General features: G+C 60.6%; 20 protein-coding genes and 1 pseudogene. All 21 read left to right on the top strand.

The window, feature by feature from the left end; translation table 11 throughout:
• The first annotated feature begins 14 nt into the window (after positions 1–14).
• A complete protein-coding gene (gene fabG / locus DW195_RS08575; protein ID WP_118206464.1) occupies positions 15–788 on the top strand; it encodes a 3-oxoacyl-[acyl-carrier-protein] reductase in 774 nt (257 codons plus the stop codon).
• A 39-nt stretch (positions 789–827) separates the two neighbouring features.
• Positions 828–2,075: a beta-ketoacyl-ACP synthase II gene (fabF, locus tag DW195_RS08570; protein WP_118206463.1), complete on the top strand. Its 1,248-nt coding sequence runs from the start codon at positions 828–830 to the stop codon at positions 2,073–2,075.
• A gap of 3 nt (positions 2,076–2,078) precedes the next feature.
• Positions 2,079–2,555, top strand: coding sequence for an acetyl-CoA carboxylase biotin carboxyl carrier protein (gene accB / locus DW195_RS08565; RefSeq protein ID WP_117765060.1), 477 nt, complete (start codon positions 2,079–2,081; stop codon positions 2,553–2,555).
• Positions 2,556–2,564: 9 nt separating this feature from the next.
• Positions 2,565–2,987 carry a 3-hydroxyacyl-ACP dehydratase FabZ gene (gene fabZ / locus DW195_RS08560; protein WP_099432064.1) on the top strand — a complete coding sequence of 141 codons (423 nt, stop codon included), beginning with the start codon at positions 2,565–2,567 and terminating at the stop codon, positions 2,985–2,987.
• Positions 2,988–2,997: 10 nt separating this feature from the next.
• Positions 2,998–4,341 (top strand): acetyl/propionyl/methylcrotonyl-CoA carboxylase subunit alpha, encoded by a 1,344-nt coding sequence (locus tag DW195_RS08555; protein WP_118206462.1) that lies wholly within the window; start codon positions 2,998–3,000, stop codon positions 4,339–4,341.
• A complete protein-coding gene (gene accD / locus DW195_RS08550; protein ID WP_118206461.1) occupies positions 4,328–6,052 on the top strand; it encodes an acetyl-CoA carboxylase, carboxyltransferase subunit beta in 1,725 nt (574 codons plus the stop codon). The genes DW195_RS08555 and accD overlap by 14 nt, the downstream gene beginning before the upstream one ends.
• A 40-nt stretch (positions 6,053–6,092) precedes the next feature.
• Positions 6,093–7,307: a PTS fructose transporter subunit IIB gene (locus tag DW195_RS08545; RefSeq protein ID WP_147356505.1), complete on the top strand. Its 1,215-nt coding sequence runs from the start codon at positions 6,093–6,095 to the stop codon at positions 7,305–7,307.
• Positions 7,308–7,456: 149 nt separating this feature from the next.
• On the top strand, positions 7,457–8,611 hold the full coding sequence (locus tag DW195_RS08540; RefSeq protein ID WP_233540851.1) for a cation diffusion facilitator family transporter: 1,155 nt from the start codon (positions 7,457–7,459) through the stop codon (positions 8,609–8,611).
• A gap of 39 nt (positions 8,612–8,650) precedes the next feature.
• A complete protein-coding gene (locus tag DW195_RS08535; protein WP_118206458.1) occupies positions 8,651–9,277 on the top strand; it encodes a histidine phosphatase family protein in 627 nt (208 codons plus the stop codon).
• Positions 9,278–9,728: 451 nt separating this feature from the next.
• Positions 9,729–10,349: a 50S ribosomal protein L3 gene (gene rplC / locus DW195_RS08530; RefSeq protein ID WP_035137484.1), complete on the top strand. Its 621-nt coding sequence runs from the start codon at positions 9,729–9,731 to the stop codon at positions 10,347–10,349.
• Positions 10,350–10,395: 46 nt separating this feature from the next.
• Positions 10,396–11,022, top strand: coding sequence for a 50S ribosomal protein L4 (rplD, locus tag DW195_RS08525; protein ID WP_118206457.1), 627 nt, complete (start codon positions 10,396–10,398; stop codon positions 11,020–11,022).
• Positions 11,023–11,310: a 50S ribosomal protein L23 gene (gene rplW / locus DW195_RS08520; RefSeq protein WP_022094197.1), complete on the top strand. Its 288-nt coding sequence runs from the start codon at positions 11,023–11,025 to the stop codon at positions 11,308–11,310. It begins immediately after the preceding gene.
• Positions 11,311–11,489: 179 nt separating this feature from the next.
• Positions 11,490–12,320 carry a 50S ribosomal protein L2 gene (gene rplB / locus DW195_RS08515; protein ID WP_118206456.1) on the top strand — a complete coding sequence of 277 codons (831 nt, stop codon included), beginning with the start codon at positions 11,490–11,492 and terminating at the stop codon, positions 12,318–12,320.
• Between the two features lie 32 nt (positions 12,321–12,352).
• Positions 12,353–12,613, top strand: coding sequence for a 30S ribosomal protein S19 (gene rpsS, locus DW195_RS08510; protein ID WP_006235035.1), 261 nt, complete (start codon positions 12,353–12,355; stop codon positions 12,611–12,613).
• Positions 12,614–12,627: 14 nt separating this feature from the next.
• Positions 12,628–12,999: a 50S ribosomal protein L22 gene (rplV, locus tag DW195_RS08505; protein ID WP_006235036.1), complete on the top strand. Its 372-nt coding sequence runs from the start codon at positions 12,628–12,630 to the stop codon at positions 12,997–12,999.
• 6 nt (positions 13,000–13,005) lie between these two features.
• A complete protein-coding gene (gene rpsC, locus DW195_RS08500) occupies positions 13,006–13,716 on the top strand; it encodes a 30S ribosomal protein S3 (protein ID WP_006235037.1) in 711 nt (236 codons plus the stop codon).
• Positions 13,716–14,111 (top strand): annotated as a pseudogene (rplP, locus tag DW195_RS08495) (50S ribosomal protein L16); the annotation flags it as partial. The gene rpsC and the pseudogene rplP, both read left to right, overlap by 1 nt.
• A 107-nt stretch (positions 14,112–14,218) precedes the next feature.
• Positions 14,219–14,434 carry a 50S ribosomal protein L29 gene (gene rpmC / locus DW195_RS08490; protein ID WP_006235039.1) on the top strand — a complete coding sequence of 72 codons (216 nt, stop codon included), beginning with the start codon at positions 14,219–14,221 and terminating at the stop codon, positions 14,432–14,434.
• 16 nt (positions 14,435–14,450) lie between these two features.
• The gene (gene rpsQ / locus DW195_RS08485) at positions 14,451–14,711 is read left to right on the top strand and encodes a 30S ribosomal protein S17 (protein ID WP_006235040.1); all 261 of its coding nucleotides are present in this window, start codon (positions 14,451–14,453) and stop codon (positions 14,709–14,711) included.
• Positions 14,712–14,829: 118 nt separating this feature from the next.
• Positions 14,830–15,198, top strand: coding sequence for a 50S ribosomal protein L14 (gene rplN, locus DW195_RS08480; RefSeq protein ID WP_006235041.1), 369 nt, complete (start codon positions 14,830–14,832; stop codon positions 15,196–15,198).
• A gap of 13 nt (positions 15,199–15,211) precedes the next feature.
• Complete coding sequence (gene rplX / locus DW195_RS08475; protein ID WP_099432059.1) at positions 15,212–15,517, top strand: 50S ribosomal protein L24; 306 nt, start codon at positions 15,212–15,214, stop codon at positions 15,515–15,517.
• The last annotated feature ends 241 nt before the right edge of the window (positions 15,518–15,758 follow it).

Raw genomic sequence — 15,758 nt, 5'->3', positions numbered from 1 at the left:
CCGAAAGGAATGACATGGGCAACTTGAACAATGGCGCGCTCGAGCGCAACGACTCACGTCGCGTGGCACTGGTCACGGGCGGCTCGCGGGGTATCGGCCGCGCCTGCGCTATCGGTCTGGCGGAGGATGGCTACGATATCGCTGTCGTCTATGCCGGTAGCGTCGATGCGGCGCGCGAGACGTGCGAATCCTGCGAGGCCGCTGGCGCCACGGCGCGCGCGTATCAATGCGATGTGGCCGATCCCGCTGCCGTCAACGCGTGCGCGGAAGCGGTTCTCAACGACTTTGGCTCTATTTGGGTGCTCGTCAACAATGCCGGGATCACTCGCGATGGGCTGCTCATGCGCATGGGCGACGACGCCTTCGATCGTGTGCTCGATGTCAATCTAAAAGGAACGTTTAACACGACACGCGCACTCACCAAGACCTTTATGCGCCAGCGCGGCGGCTGCGTCGTCAACATGAGCTCGGTCGTGGGCCTGATGGGCAATGCCGGGCAGGCCAACTACGCTGCCTCTAAGGCGGGCGTCATCGGCCTGACCAAGGCGGTAGCGCGCGAGCTTGCGCCCCGCGGCGTACGAGTGAACGCGGTCGCACCCGGGTTTGTCGAGACAGATATGACGGCAAAGCTCTCAGAGAAGGTTCGCGCGGCAACCGAGGAGCAGATTCCCCTAAAGCGCATGGCGCGCCCCGAGGAAGTGGCCGGCGTGGTGCGCTTTTTGGCGAGCGATGCGGCTGCCTACATTACGGGCGAGGTCGTACGCGTTGACGGCGGAATGGCGATGTAGAAATCAGGGCCGAAGAACGGCTTGGATGAGGAGACCATGATGGAACAGAGAGTTGCAATTACCGGCATAGGTGCCGTATCGCCGCTCGGCAACACGGCGCTTGCCACCTGGGCGGCCATGTGCGCTGGCACGTGCGGCATCGGCCCGATTACGCACTTCGATACCGATGCATTTGCCGTCAAGGTGGCGGCCGAGGTCAAGGGCTTTGACGGCAACGAGTACTTTGGCAAGCGTGACGCCAAGCATCTGGACCCTTGCGTTCAGTTTGCGATGGCGGCTTCGGACGAGGCGATGCACGATGCGGGCTTTGATGTCGAAGGCGCCATCGATCGCGAGCGCCTGGGCGTCTACGTGGGTTCAGGCGTGGGCGGCATGCAGACGCTTGTCGACAACGTCCATACGATTGCCGACCGCGGGCCCCGCCGCGCATCGCCCTATATGATCGCGATGATGATCCCCAACATGGCTTCGGGCAATATCGCGATCCGCCATAAGGCAAAGGGCCCGACCCTACCCGTCGTGACTGCCTGCGCGACTTCTGCCCATGCGGTGGGTGAGGCGTTCCGCGCCATCAAGCACGGCTATGCCGACGCGATCCTCGCGGGCGGCGCCGAGGCCGCAATTATCCCCGATGCCGTTGCGGGCTTTACGTCCTGCCGCGCATTGACCACCAACCCCGATCCCGCGACGGCCTGCCGTCCGTTCGATGCAGACCGCGACGGCTTTGTGATGGGCGAGGGCGCCTGCGTGCTCGTGCTCGAGAGCATGGAACATGCGCAGGCGCGCAGTGCGCACATTTATGCCGAGGTCGTGGGCTACGGCAACACCGATGATGCCTATCACATCACGAGTCCCGATCCCGAGGCTGCCGGCATTGCCCGCGCGATATCGCTGGCGGTGGTCGAGGGCGACGTCAAGCCTTCCGAGGGCCTCTACATCAATGCCCACGGCACCTCGACCAAGCTCAACGATTCCTCCGAGACGGCGGGCATTAAGCGGGCGCTCGGCGAGGACGCGGCGCGCGCCGCGCATGTCTCGTCGACCAAGTCGATGACCGGTCACATGATCGGTGCTACGGGTGCCATCGAGGTCATGGCCTGCGCCATGGCGCTCGAGCAGGGCGTAGTACCCCCGACCATTAACTACCACACGCCCGATCCCGCCTGCGATCTTGACTACACGCCCAATCGCGCGGTTCGCGCCGACCTTACCTGGGCGCTTTCGACCAATCTGGGCTTTGGCGGACACAATGCCGCCATCGCGCTGCGTAGATATACGAGGAGCTAGAGCATGGATTCCAAAAGACTTGCCGAGATAGCCGATGTTATGGAGGACCGCGGCCTCACGCGCGTACGCGTTGAGGAGCCCGATGGCACCGCGGTCGAACTCGAGCGCGCGAGCGCCGCGCAGCCGGTTGCCGTGCCCATGCCTATGCCGGGTGCCGTGACTGCTCCGGCGGTGGCTCCTGTCGCCATGCCTGCCGCCGCACCGGAGCCCGCCGCGCAGGCGCCTGCCGCCGCACCGGAGCCCAAGGGCACCGAGGTGACCGCTCCCATGGTCGGCGTTTTCTATGCTGCCCCGGCGCCGGGCGACGAGCCGTTTGTGCACGTGGGCTCCAAGGTCAAGGCCGGTGAGACCCTCTGCATCATCGAGGCCATGAAGGTTCTCAACGAGGTGACGGCCGAGGCAGACGGCGAGGTACTCGAGATCTGCGTGGCCGACGGTGACCTCGTGGAGTTTGGCAGCTGCCTCATGAGGATCGGATAGGTGATATCCATGAACAAAGAAGAGCTCAAGAAGCTGTTGCCGCATCGCGAACCGATGCTTTTGCTCGACGAGGCCGAGCTGGTGGGCGACGAGGCCCACGGCAAGATCACGATTACGGGTGACGAGTACTTTTTGCAGGGGCATTTTCCGGGAAACCCGGTGGTCCCCGGCGTGATTCAGTGCGAGATGCTCGCCCAAAACTGTTGCGTGCTGCTGATGGGCGATGAGGAGGCGCGCGGCGCGACGCCGTTCTATACGAGTCTGGACAAGGTGCGCTTTAAGCGTCCGGTGCGCCCGGGCGACACGGTGGATCTGGTGTGCTCCATCACGCGTGCGCGCGGGCCGTTCCGCTTTGCGACGGGCACCGCGAGCGTCAACGGTGAGGTTTGCTGCCGCGCCGATATGTCTTTTGCACTCATGCACGAAAGTTAAGGAAGGCTTCATGTTCGACAAAGTGCTCATCGCCAACCGCGGCGAAGTCGCGGTCCGTGTTATCCGCGCGTGCCGCGATATGGGCATCAAGACCGTCGCTGTTTATTCCACGGCCGATGCGGACGCGCTGCACGTGCAGCTTGCCGACGAGGCATATTGCATCGGCGGTCCGCGTCTTGCCGAGAGCTACCTCAACGACGATGCTGTGCTCACCTGTGCCGTGAAGTCGGGGGCAAAGGCGATCCATCCTGGCTATGGCTTTTTTTCCGAGAAGGCGAGCTTCGCGCGCGACTGCGACAAGTATGGCCTGGCGTTTGTCGGTCCTTCGGCCAAGGTGATCGACAGCATGGGCGACAAGGACGCCGCACGTCGAACGGCTGCCGCGGCGGGCGTGCCCATCGTGCCGGGCTGCGATTTGCTCAAAAGTCCCGAGGAGGCAACGGCCGAGGCTGAGCGCATTGGCTGCCCCGTGCTCATCAAGGCGCGTGCGGGTGGAGGCGGCCGCGGTATTCGCAAGGTCGAGCGCGTGGAAGATGCGGCAAAGGCGTTCATCGAGGCGCGTGCCGAGGGCGAGGCCGTCTTTGGCGACGGCGAGTGCTACATGGAGAAGTTCGTCGCGCCGGCGCACCACGTTGAGGTGCAGATTATGGCCGATAAGCAGGGCCATGTGTTTTCGCTCGGCGAGCGCGAGTGCTCGGTTCAGCGTCGCAATCAAAAGCTGATCGAGGAGAGCCCCGCGCCGTGCCTCGACGGACACGACGACATTCGTGCTCGCATGCACAAGGCAGCGCGTGACTTGGCTCGTGCCGTCGGCTACGAAGGAGCCGGTACCATCGAGTTCCTGTATTCGGACGACGGCAATTTCTACTTTATGGAAATGAACACGCGCTTGCAGGTGGAGCATCCGGTTACAGAGTTTGTGACCGATACCGACTTGGTTAAGTGGCAGCTGCGCGTGGCGGCCGGCCAGCCTCTGCCCTTTGAGCAGGAGGACATGCCGGTCCGCAACCACGCCATGGAGTGCCGCATCAATGCCGAAACGCCGGACTTTCTGCCGTCATGCGGAACGGTCACCGCGTTGCGCGTGCCGGGTGGTCCGCGCGTGCGCTGGGATTCCGCCATGTTTACCGGTGCGAACGTTCCGCCGTACTACGACTCCATGCTCGGCAAGCTCATCGTGTGTGCGCCCACGCGTGACGGCGCCATTCGCAAGATGCGCTCGGCCCTGGGCGAGCTCGTGATTGAGGGCGTGAGCGAAAACAGCGAGCTTCAGCTCGACGTGCTGGCAAACGACGAGTTCTTGTCGGGCATGTATCACACCGATCTGATGGGGCATCTCTATGCTGATGAATAGAAAAGCGAAGACGGTCAACGTCCTCGAGGGACCGATGACCGAGTCGCGCGCCGAGTTTCCCGCGCGCCACGTGTTTATCAAGTGCCCGGAGTGCCGCCGCGTAATCGATGAGGCACGCCTGCACGACAACCTCGAGGTCTGCCCTCGTTGCGGCAAACACTTTCGCGTGAGCGGTCGCGCGCGCATGCGCATGACGGTCGACGAGGGCATGTTTGAGGAATGGGATGCCAATCTGGCGTCGGAGGACTTCCTCTCGTTTCCCGGCTATGCCGACAAGCTCAAGAGCGTGAGCGAGCGTTCGGGCGAGCGCGATGCCGTTGTGTGCGGCAGGGGCGAAATCTGCGGTTGCGATACGGCACTCTTCTTTATGGACGCCAACTTTATGATGGGCTCGATGGGTTCCGTGGTGGGCGAGAAGATCTGTCGCACATTTGAGCGTGCGACCGAGCTGGGATTGCCAGTTGTCGGCTTTACCGTTTCGGGCGGTGCGCGCATGCAAGAGGGCGTGACATCGCTTATGCAGATGGCCAAGATTTCTGCGGCGGTTAGGCGCCATAGCGAGGCGGGCGGCCTTTATATCACGGTGCTCACCGATCCCACGACCGGAGGTGTAACCGCGAGCTTTGCCATGGAGGGCGACATTATCCTGGCCGAGCCCGATGCCCTGACGGCATTTGCCGGCCCGCGCGTGATCGAGCAGAACATGCACAAGCGTCTGCCCAAGGGATTCCAGCGCTCCGAGTTTTTGCTGGAGCACGGCTTTTGCGATGCCGTCGTTCCGCGTGGCGAGATTGCGCTCACGGTAGGCGAGCTGCTGGCGCTACATGAAGGGCATGCGCCCGGCCTGGGGGCACCGCATGAAATCGTGCATACGGGTCGCCGCGTCAAAAAGCTGGGGCACTTGTTTAAGCGCTCGCCGGCACCAAAAACCGCGCTCGAGATTGTCAAGCAGACCCGCTCGGCAGATCGCGCCACGGCGGGTGAGATGATCTCGCTGGGCCTGGATGGATTTGTGGAGCTGCACGGCGACCGTTACTTTGGCGACGACGCCGCTGTGGTGGCTGGCATTGGCTGGAAAGACGGACGCCCCGTAACGGTCATCGCCATCGAGCGCGGTACCACGACCAAAGAGCGTATGCGCCGCAACTTTGGTATGGCGCATCCCGAGGGCTACCGCAAAGCGCGTCGTCTTATGCGCCAGGCCGAAAAGTTTGGTCGACCGGTTCTGTGCCTGGTCGATACTTCGGGTGCGTTTTGCGGCATCGGTGCCGAGGAGCGCGGCCAGGGCGAGGCGATTGCCCAGAATCTCATGGGGATGAGCGGCCTTAAGACGCCGATTGTCTCGGTGGTGACAGGCGAGGGCGGCTCTGGCGGCGCGCTGGCGCTGTCCGTGGCCGACCGCATCCTGATGCTCTCGAGCTCGGCCTATTCGGTCGTGAGCCCCGAGGCCTGTGCGTCGATCCTGTGGAAGGATACCGAGCGCGCGAATGAGGCCGCCGAGGCGCTTAAGCTCACGGCCCCCGATTTGTTGGCGCTCGGTATCATCGACGGCATTGTCGACGATAGGGGCCTGTCGCATGAGGAGATCGCCGGTGCCGTCATGTCCTCGGCATTTGATGCCTTCGATACGCTTGGGCAGCTCGACGACGCGACCCTCACAAACCTTCGCTACGAAAAGTACCGCGCAATCGGTCAGTACCGCACGATGTGACAAAGGGACAGTTCACATGTCACATTGGGAAAGGCGTTCCATGTCACAAGTTTCTAACACCTCGTTTACAACGACGGTTTCATCAAACGCCATGGCCGTGGTGGACTATCTGTCCAAAAGCATGATGTCGGCGCTGCCCTTTATTGTCTGCGCGGCGTTGTTCCGCACCGTCGCCGTCATTATGGGCGAAGGCATGCTGGGCCTGTGGTCTGCCGATTCCGAAATCTATCGCCTGTTCTACAGTTGGCTCTATAACGCCGGCTACTACTTTTTGCCCATTTATCTTGGTTGGGCGGCCGCCCGCCAGCTCGGTTGCTCGGAGCAGCTGGGCATGATGCTGGGCGGCGTATTGATTGCGCCCGATTTGCTTAAGCTCGTCGATGCCGCATCGACGACGGGGGCATCGATGACTTCCGTGTATGGCCTGCTTCCCGCGCCGGTCAACGATTACACGGCGACTGTTATTCCGGTCCTTATCTCGGTGCCTGTGCTATGGCGAGTGGAGTGTTTCTTTTCGCGCATTATCCCTAAGGCCGTGGCGTTTTCGTTCGTTCCGTTTGCGACCATGCTCGTCATGGTTCCGGTTTCGCTGTGCATTACGGCGCCGGCGGGCAGCTATCTGGGCATGCTGTTGGGACAGCTTATGTTTATGCTTGGCAATTCCGGTGGCATCGTGTCGCTGCTTACGCTCATGGGGCTTGCCGCGGGTTGGGAGTTCCTTAAGATTGCGGGCATCAGCAACGTTGTCCTATCGCTCGCCTATGCGCAGTTTATGAGTGTGGGAACGGATTCGTGCATTCTGATCGCCGCGACGATGGCAACGTTTGCCGTTTGGGGCATGCCCTTTGGTGCGTCGCTTCGCGTTGCGGATAAGGACGAGAAGGCTCTCATGCTGGGCTATTCGATCTCGGGCGTGCTTGGTGGCGTAAGTGAGCCGGTGCTGTACGGTTGCGGCTTTAAATATGGCAGGTGCCTGACGTGCATGGCCATTGGCGCCGTCGTCGGAGGCCTTGTTGCGGCCGTGGGCCACGTTACGGCCTATACCATCGGTATGACGAATGTCCTCATGGTCATTGGTTTTGCCACGGGCGGCATCTCGAACCTGCTATGGTGCTGTGCTGCCGGCGGTGTGGCATTTGCGGTGTCTGCGGCGCTGAGCTACTGCTTTGGCGTGGTGCCGGCGAAGGGGCAGGCGGCAGAAGACGGAGCTGATTCACCCGAAACCTCGAAGAGCGTGGCCGAAGCAAGCGCATAAACCTGTGCGACAAAGGGCGATTTCTTTGTCATGTTCCAAGGTCGTGGCCCGTGTGGGTTGCGGCCTCTTTGTATCTGTGGGGCAAAGTGGCTACACTACAATCCGTTTGAGCAATAGATATATAAGTAGTACCGTGGGGGCGGATGCAGATGGTCGAGTGGATTGTTAGGCGCGCACAGGGCGATCGTGCGCGTGTGGGCACGTTAGCGGGCATGGTGTGTATTGTCGCCAATGTGGCGCTTTGTGCTGCAAAGGGTGCCATTGGTGTGGTTTCGGGATCGGTTTCGATTGTGGCAGATGCCATGAACAACCTGTCCGATGCCAGCTCGAATATCGTGAGCGTGCTGGGCTTTAAGCTGGCGAGCAAGCCGGCCGACCTCGAGCATCCTTACGGCCACGGTCGCTACGAGTATCTCTCGGGTCTGGTTGTGGCGGCACTCGTGCTGCTTATTGGCGTTGAGCTGGTGAAGTCCTCGGTCGAGCGCGTCATCCACCCCGAACCTGTCGAGTTCTCGCTTGCCCTGGTGGCAGTTCTAGTGCTTTCGATGGTCGTAAAGCTCTGGATGGCGGCCCTCAACCAAAAGCTCGGCGATCGCATTGAGTCCGAGACGCTGCATGCGACCGCGCAGGATTCCAAGAACGATGTCCTTGCCACAGGCGCCGTGTTAGCGTGCGCAATTGTTTCGCAGGTGACACATGTCAATCTTGACGCATGGGTTGGCCTTGCCGTTGGCGCCTATATTGGCTGGAGCGGCTTTGAGCTTATCCAAGATACGGTGAGCCCGCTTTTGGGTCAGGCACCCGATCCCAAGCTGGTCAAGCACATCCGAGACAAGATCATGAGCTACCCCGGCGTTTTGGGCGTTCATGACCTAATGGTTCACGATTACGGTCCGGGCAGGAAGTTTGCAAGTGCGCACGCCGAGATGGCGGCCGAGGCCAGCCCGCTGGAAAGTCACGACACGCTCGATAACATCGAGCAGTCTTTTAGGGACGAGGACGGCATGATCGTCACGCTCCATTACGATCCCATCGTGACCGACGATTCAAATGTGGCGAGCATGCGCCTGCGCATCAACGCTATGGCTCAAGAGATCGATAGCCGCCTTTCGATTCACGATCTGCGCTGCGTGCCGGGCCCCACGCACACCAATGTGATATTTGATTGTGTGCGACCCTCGGATTTGGACATGGGAGCCGATGAGCTCAAGCACGCGCTAGCCCAGAGGGTCGAATCGGAATACCCCAAGTCGATTGCCAAGATTACGATCGACGAAGACTATGTCGGCCATACCAACGAGTAGGGCTGTGCCGGCAAGGTAACTGAAGCAGAAGGGGAGAGCATGAAGCGTCTCTATCTACTCCGCCACGGCCAGACGGAATTCAACGTCAAAAAGCTGGTCCAGGGCCGCTGCGATTCACCGCTGACCAGCCTGGGCCGTCAACAGGCACAGGCAGCCGCCGCGTGGCTCAAAGCCAACGGCGTCGTCCCCGACAAAGTGATCTCATCACCCTTAGGCCGAGCCATGGACACGGCAAGTCTCGTCGCATGCGAACTCCTCGGTCCGGACGCCGCTGCCGAGCCCTGCGAAGGCATCATCGAACGCTGCTACGGCTCCTTCGAAGAGGGCCCGCACGACGCGCTACCTACCGACGTCTGGGATCCCGGCGAGGATCTGGTCCCCTTCGGAGGAGAAGGAAGCCGCGCGCTGCAAGAGCGCATGGTAGACACCCTCACCAATCTCATGGGCGCCAAGGGAGTCGAAACCCTCCTAGCAGTAAGCCACGGCAGCGCCAGCCGCCAATTCATCAAGGCTGCAGCCCCAGAGGGCTTCGAGCTCCCAACAAAACTCCCCAACTGCGCCATCATGATTTTCGATTTTGACGAGGAAGATTTGCAAGGAGAGGGCGATAGGTCCCAATGCAAGTTCACTCTTCAGCAAATAGTGGACCCCCAACAAAGTCATTAGCCTGAACGAGCAGAGTTAAGCAGACATCAACGTGTCGTCTCCCGAGCACGGCGGAGGGCCGGAGAAATATATTAAGGTCATCGCGAGTTCCGCACGCAAAGAAGGCCACTTAATGTGGCCTTCGTCTTGCGCAGGACTGTAGAGCAGGGACCTTAATATATTTCTCCGGCCCTCCGCCGTGCTCGGGAGACGTGCCACGCACTTTACCTGCGTAAACAATGTGAGTGAAATATGAATCTCGATGGATACGCCCGCAGCCGTGTATACTAAACAGCTGTGTGTAACCAGGGGAGTATTCTGGCTGGACAAAATGCCTGCTTAATAGGGTTGTCAGGTAGTCCGGACGCAATACAAGACTGGGGAGCACGTCGTGTAAGTAGTGGTCCTCTAGGGGCGTACGCTCGGTGGCGTACGCATTGTCCCAAGACCACGCGAGAGTTGGGATCATATCTTGATCAGCATGATTCTCGGCCGCAAGATTGGCATGACCCAGGTTTGGGACGAGGACGACAACGTCGTTCCCGTCACGGTCATCCAGGCTGGCCCCTGCGCTGTCTCGCAGGTTAAAACTCAGGCAACCGACGGCTATGACGCCGTCCAGATCGGTTTCGGCGACATCAAGGCCAAGAACGTGAACAAGCCCATGGCTGGTCACTTCGCCAAGGCTGGCGTCGAGCCTGTCCGCTTCCTTCGTGAGGTTCGCGTCGAGAACGGCGAGGAGCACAAGGTCGGCGAGGTCGTCACCGTCGCTGATTTCGCTGATGTCGAGAAGGTCGACGTCATCGGTACCTCCAAGGGTAAGGGCTTCCAGGGTCGCATCAAGCGCTGGGGTCAGCGCCGCGGTCCTATGACGCATGGTTCTCACTTCCAGCGTCACCCCGGTTCTATCGGTCAGTGCGCCTATCCTGCGCGCGTCCTCAAGGGCGTCAAGATGGCCGGTCACATGGGTAACGAGCGCGTTACCGTCAAGAACCTTTCCGTTGTCCGCATCGATGCCGAGCAGAACCTCATCTTGGTCAAGGGCGCTGTCCCGGGTGCCAAGAATGGTCTCGTCGCCATCCGTATGGCCTAAGGGCCCAGCCCATTTAGCCCAGCGTCATACCAAGGAGAACACTTAAATGGCAAAGTTTGAAGTAAAGAACAGCGAGGGCAAGAAGGTCGCCGAGGCCGAGCTCGCCGCTGAGGTGTACGGCATTGAGCCGAACATCCACGTTATGCACCACATCGTCAAGTGCCAGATGGCCTCTTGGCGTCAGGGCACCCAGTCTGCTAAGGGTCGCTCTGAGGTTTCCGGTGGCGGCAAGAAGCCTTGGCGTCAGAAGGGCACCGGCCGTGCCCGCCAGGGTTCCATCCGTGCTGCCCAGTGGCGTCACGGTGGCGTTGTCTTCGCCCCCAAGCCCCGTTCCTACGCTAAGCGTATGAACAACAAGGAGGTCAAGCTGGCTATGCGCTCCGCGCTGTCCGCCAAGCTGGCCGATGGCGAGCTCGTGCTCGTCGACGACTACGGCTTCGAGAAGCCTTCCACCAAGGCTGCCGTCGCCATGCTCAAGGCTCTCGGCCTTGAGGGCAAGCGTCTGACCATCATCGTTCGCGATGAGGACGTCAACGCCTACCTGTCGTTCCGCAACATTCCCAAGACGTTCATCATCACTGCCGACGAGGCCAACACCTACGATCTCGTCAACAACAACGCTGTGCTGATGCCCGCCGACATCGCCGCTCACTTCGGGGAGGTGCTTGTATAAATGACCGCCCACGAGATCATCATCCGTCCGATCGTGTCCGAGCGTTCCTTCTCCGGCATGGAGCTGAACAAGTACACGTTCGAGGTCGCCAAGGATGCTAACAAGTATCAGATCAAGGACGCTGTCGAGGAGATCTTCGGCGTCAAGGTCGTTCGCGTGAACACCCTGACGGTCAAGCCCAAGACCAAGCGCGTGCGCTATGTCGCCGGCAAGACCCGTTCTTGGAAGAAGGCCATCGTCACGCTGGCCGAGGGCGACACCATCGAGGTCTTTGGCAACCAGGCCTAAGACTCGCTGCTGTTGAGTGAGCTCATGCCTCCCAAAAAGGGGAGGCGAGAGCTCAAGGTTTTGGGCGTATAAAATGGACACGCCCGGAACCGTGTATACGTCCGGTGTCATCGCACCCGAGGCAGAACCTCGAATCCCTGTCTGCGATGGCTAACGGATTCCTATTGAAAGGGATTGTAATGGCTGTAAAGCACCTTAAGCCGACCTCCGCTGGTAGGCGTTGGCAGACGATCTCCGACTTCTCCGAGATCACCTGCACCAAGCCCGAGAAGTCTCTTCTCGAGCCCCTGCCCAAGAAGGCCGGTCGTAACAGCAACGGCCGCATCACTACCCGCCACCAGGGCGGCGGCGTGAAGCGTCGTTACCGCGTGATCGACTTCAAGCGCAACAAGGACGGCGTGCCCGCCAAGGTTGCCACGATCGAGTACGATCCGAACCGTTCCGCTCGCATCGCTCTGCTGCACTACGCTGACGGTGAGAAGCGCTACATCCTGGCCCCCAAGGGCCTCGAGGTCGGTCAGACCATCATGTCCGGTTCTGACGCCGACATCAAGCCGGGCAACGCTCTGCCCCTCGCCGACATCCCCGTCGGTACGCTCATCCACGCCGTCGAGTTCCAGCCGGGCAAGGGCGCTGCTATCGCCCGTTCCGCCGGCAACTCCTGCCAGCTGATGGGTAAGGAGGGCAAGTACGCTATCGTCCGTATGCCTTCCTCCGAGATGCGCCGCATCCTCGTTACCTGCCGCGCCACCGTCGGTGAGGTCGGCAACGCCGATCACTCCAACATCGTCATCGGCAAGGCCGGCCGTAAGCGTCACATGAACGTGCGCCCGACCGTCCGCGGTACCGTCATGAACCCTGTCGACCACCCGCACGGCGGTGGCGAGGGCAAGAACCACACCTCTGGTCGTCCCTCTGTTACCCCCTGGGGTAAGCCGACGAAGGGCCTTCGTACGCGCAAGAAGAAGAAGGTCTCGAACCAGCACATCATTCGTCGCCGTAAGAAGTAATTTCGGATACCGAGTTTTAGGAGAAAGCACTTATGAGCAGAAGTCTCAAAAAGGGCCCGTTCGTGGAGACTCGCCTTCTCTCGCGTATCACCGCGATGAACGAGGCTGGCAAGAAGGACGTCGTGAAGACCTGGTCCCGCGCGTCCACCATCTTCCCCGAGATGGTTGGTCACACCATCGCCGTCCACGACGGCCGCAAGCATGTGCCCGTGTATGTTACCGAGTCCATGGTTGGTCACAAGCTCGGCGAGTTCGCGCCGACTCGTACGTTCCGTGGCCACAAGGCCAAATAGGGGGTTAACCGTAAATGGCAACTAAGTCTATTGAAACTGAGGCCACCGAGGTTCGCGCCGTCGCTAAGTACGTGCGTGTTTCCCCCAGCAAGGCCCGCCTGGTGGTCGATCTGATCCGCCGCAAGCCTGTCGCTCAGGCCTTCGACATCCTCCACTTCTGCGACCGCGCCGTCGCCGTGGATGTCGAGAAGGTTCTCCGTTCCGCCGTTGCGAACGCCGAGAACAACAACGGTCTGCGTGCCGACAACCTGGTTGTCGCCGCTGCCTATGTTGACGAGGGTCCGACGCTTAAGCGCATCCGTCCCCGCGCCAAGGGTTCCGCTTCTCGCATTCTGAAGCGTACTTCCCACATCACCGTCGTCGTTGCTCCTCGAAAGGAGGCGTAAAGCTGTATGGGTCAGAAAGTCTACCCCACCGGCTTCCGTCTTGGCATCACCGAGAACTGGCGCTCCCGCTGGTTCGCAGAGAAGGATTACGCTAAGACCCTCGGTAACGATCTCGAGATCCGCAAGTACCTCGAGAAGCGTCTTTCCCGCGCAGCTGTCTCCCGCGTCGAGATCGAGCGCGCTGGCGACAAGGTGAAGGTCATCATCCTCACCGCTCGCCCCGGCGTTGTCATCGGTAAGAAGGGTGCCGAGATCGATACCCTCCGCACCGAGCTCGAGAAGGTCGCTGGCGTCTCCAAGGGCCAGCTCTCCGTCGACGTTGTCGAGATCAAGCGCCCCGAGCTCGACGCCAACCTCGTTGCTCAGTCTATCGCCGAGCAGCTCGAGGGCCGCGTTGCCTTCCGTCGCGCTATGCGCAAGGCTGTCCAGTCCGCCCGCAAGGCCGGCGCTAAGGGCATCCGTATCCAGTGCTCCGGTCGTCTCGGCGGTGCCGAGATGGGCCGTCGTGAGTGGTACCGCGAGGGTCGCGTGCCTCTGCACACCCTCCGTGCCAAGATCGACTACGGCACGGCCGTCGCCAGCACCACCATGGGCGCTTGCGGCGTGAAGGTCTGGATCTACCTGGGCGAGAAGCTCCCGGGCCAGCCTGTTCCCAACCCTGCACTCGAGGGCTCTTCCCGTCCTCGTCGTCGTAACTCCGAGAGGAGGGGTCAGTAGTGCTTGCCCCTAAGCGTATTCTTCACCGCAAGGTGCAGCGTGGCTCCATGAAGGGCCAGGCCAAGGGTAATACCGAGCTGCATTTCGGCGAGTTTGGTATCCAGGCTCTCGAGGCCCATTGGATCACCAACCGTCAGATCGAGGCCGCTCGTATTGCCATGACCCGCTACATGAAGCGTGGCGGTCGTGTCTACATCACGATCTTCCCCGATAAGCCCATCACCAAGAAGCCTGCCGAGACTCGCATGGGTTCTGGTAAGGGTAACCCCGAGGAGTGGGTGGCCGTCGTCAAGCCCGGCCGCATCATGTTCGAGGTCAAGGGCGTGCCCGAGGAGGTCGCTCGCGAGGCTCTGCGTCTTGCACAGCACAAGCTTCCCATCAAGACCAAGATTGTTGCTGCCAAGAACGCTGAGCAGCGCATCGAGAAGGAGATGGCTGAGGAGGCCGCTCTCGAGGCCAAGTGGGCTGCTGAGGACGCCGCCGCCGCCAAGGAGGAGAACTAATGAAGCCCGCAGAGATTCGTGAGCTCTCGGACGCTCAGCTCGTTGAGAAGCTGAAGGAAATGCGCGCCGAGCTCTTTAACCTTCGTTTCCAGATGGCCACCAGCCAGCTGGACAACACCGCTCGCGTCAACACCGTGAAGAAGGACATCGCTCGCGTCCTCACGGAGCAGCGCGCCCGCGAGATCGCAGCGGAGAAGTCCGCTGTCGCCGAGTAGGACCTAAGGAGAGAACATGACTGATTCGCGTAACTCGCGTAAGGTCCGTACGGGTGTCGTTACCTCCGTCTCCGGTGCCAAGACCATTGTTGTCACCATCACCGAGCGCAAGCGTCACCCCAAGTACGGCAAGATGATGACCAGCTCCAAGAAGCTGCACGCTCACGACGAGGAGTGCACGGCTGGCGTGGGCGATACCGTCCGCGTTATGGAGACCCGTCCTATGTCCAAGATGAAGCGTTGGCGCCTCATCGAGGTCGTCGAGCGCGCTAAATAAGCAGTCGCTCTTACGACTTGTACGTTTCCGAAGATGTGCGTATGCCTGGCTTGCATACCACGGGCCGTATAAAGGCTGCGCACCTCTCTTCGGTTCTTAGTTCGGAGGAACATCTACCATGATTCAGATGCAAACCATGCTGAACGTCGCCGACAACTCCGGCGCTCGCAAGATTCGCTGCATCAAGGTGCTTGGCGGTTCCAAGCGTCGTTATGCAGGCATCGGCGATGTGTTCATCGGTGCTGTCCAGGAGGCTACTCCTGGCGCCAACGTCAAGAAGAAGGACGTTGTCCGTTGCGTCGTCGTTCGCACCGTTAAGGAGATCCGCCGCAAGGATGGCTCCTACATTCGCTTTGATGAGAACGCCTGCGTTGTCATCAACAACGATGGTTCGCCCGTCGGCACCCGTATCTTCGGGCCCGTCGCTCGCGAGCTTCGTGACAAGAAGTACATGAAGATCGTCTCGCTCGCTCCCGAGACCCTGTAGTTAGGGGAGATATATGTATATCAAGAAGGGCGATAAGGTCCAGGTTCTCTCTGGCAAGGATCGCGGCAAGCAGGGCGTTATCCTGCGTGCTCTCCCCGCCGAGAACAAGGTCGTTGTCGAGGGCGTTTCGGTCGTCAAGAAGGCCGTCAAGCCCAACGCTGCCAACCAGCAGGGCGGCATCGTTTCGCAGGAGGCTCCCATCGACGCCTCCAACGTCAATCTCGTCTGCCCCGAGTGCGGTAAGGTTACCCGCGTCGGTCACGAGAAGGACGGCAAGAACAAGCTGCGCGTCTGCAAGAAGTGCGGCCACAAGTTCTAAGCTGCCCGCAACATCAAGTTGCTAGCAAAGGCCCGGATGCCCCACGGCACCCGGGCCTTTTTCTATCCCTACTCATTGGGGACAGACTTAAATGAGTGAAATGCCCATACTCATTGGGGACAGACTTAAATGAGTGGAAGTCGCTTGGCATTCATTGGGGACCATTCATTGGGGACAGACTTAAATGAGGGACTGCGGACGATTTCTTGGACCGCTACGCGGCCCTTCCCAGCGCGGCGCG

Origin of the sequence: Collinsella sp. AM17-1 (assembly GCF_003470665.1) — a bacterium.
In the GTDB taxonomy this organism is placed as follows: Bacteria; Actinomycetota; Coriobacteriia; order Coriobacteriales; family Coriobacteriaceae; genus Collinsella.
Note: the sequence above shows the minus strand (reverse complement) of the source record. Positions and strands in the feature narration are given on the sequence as shown.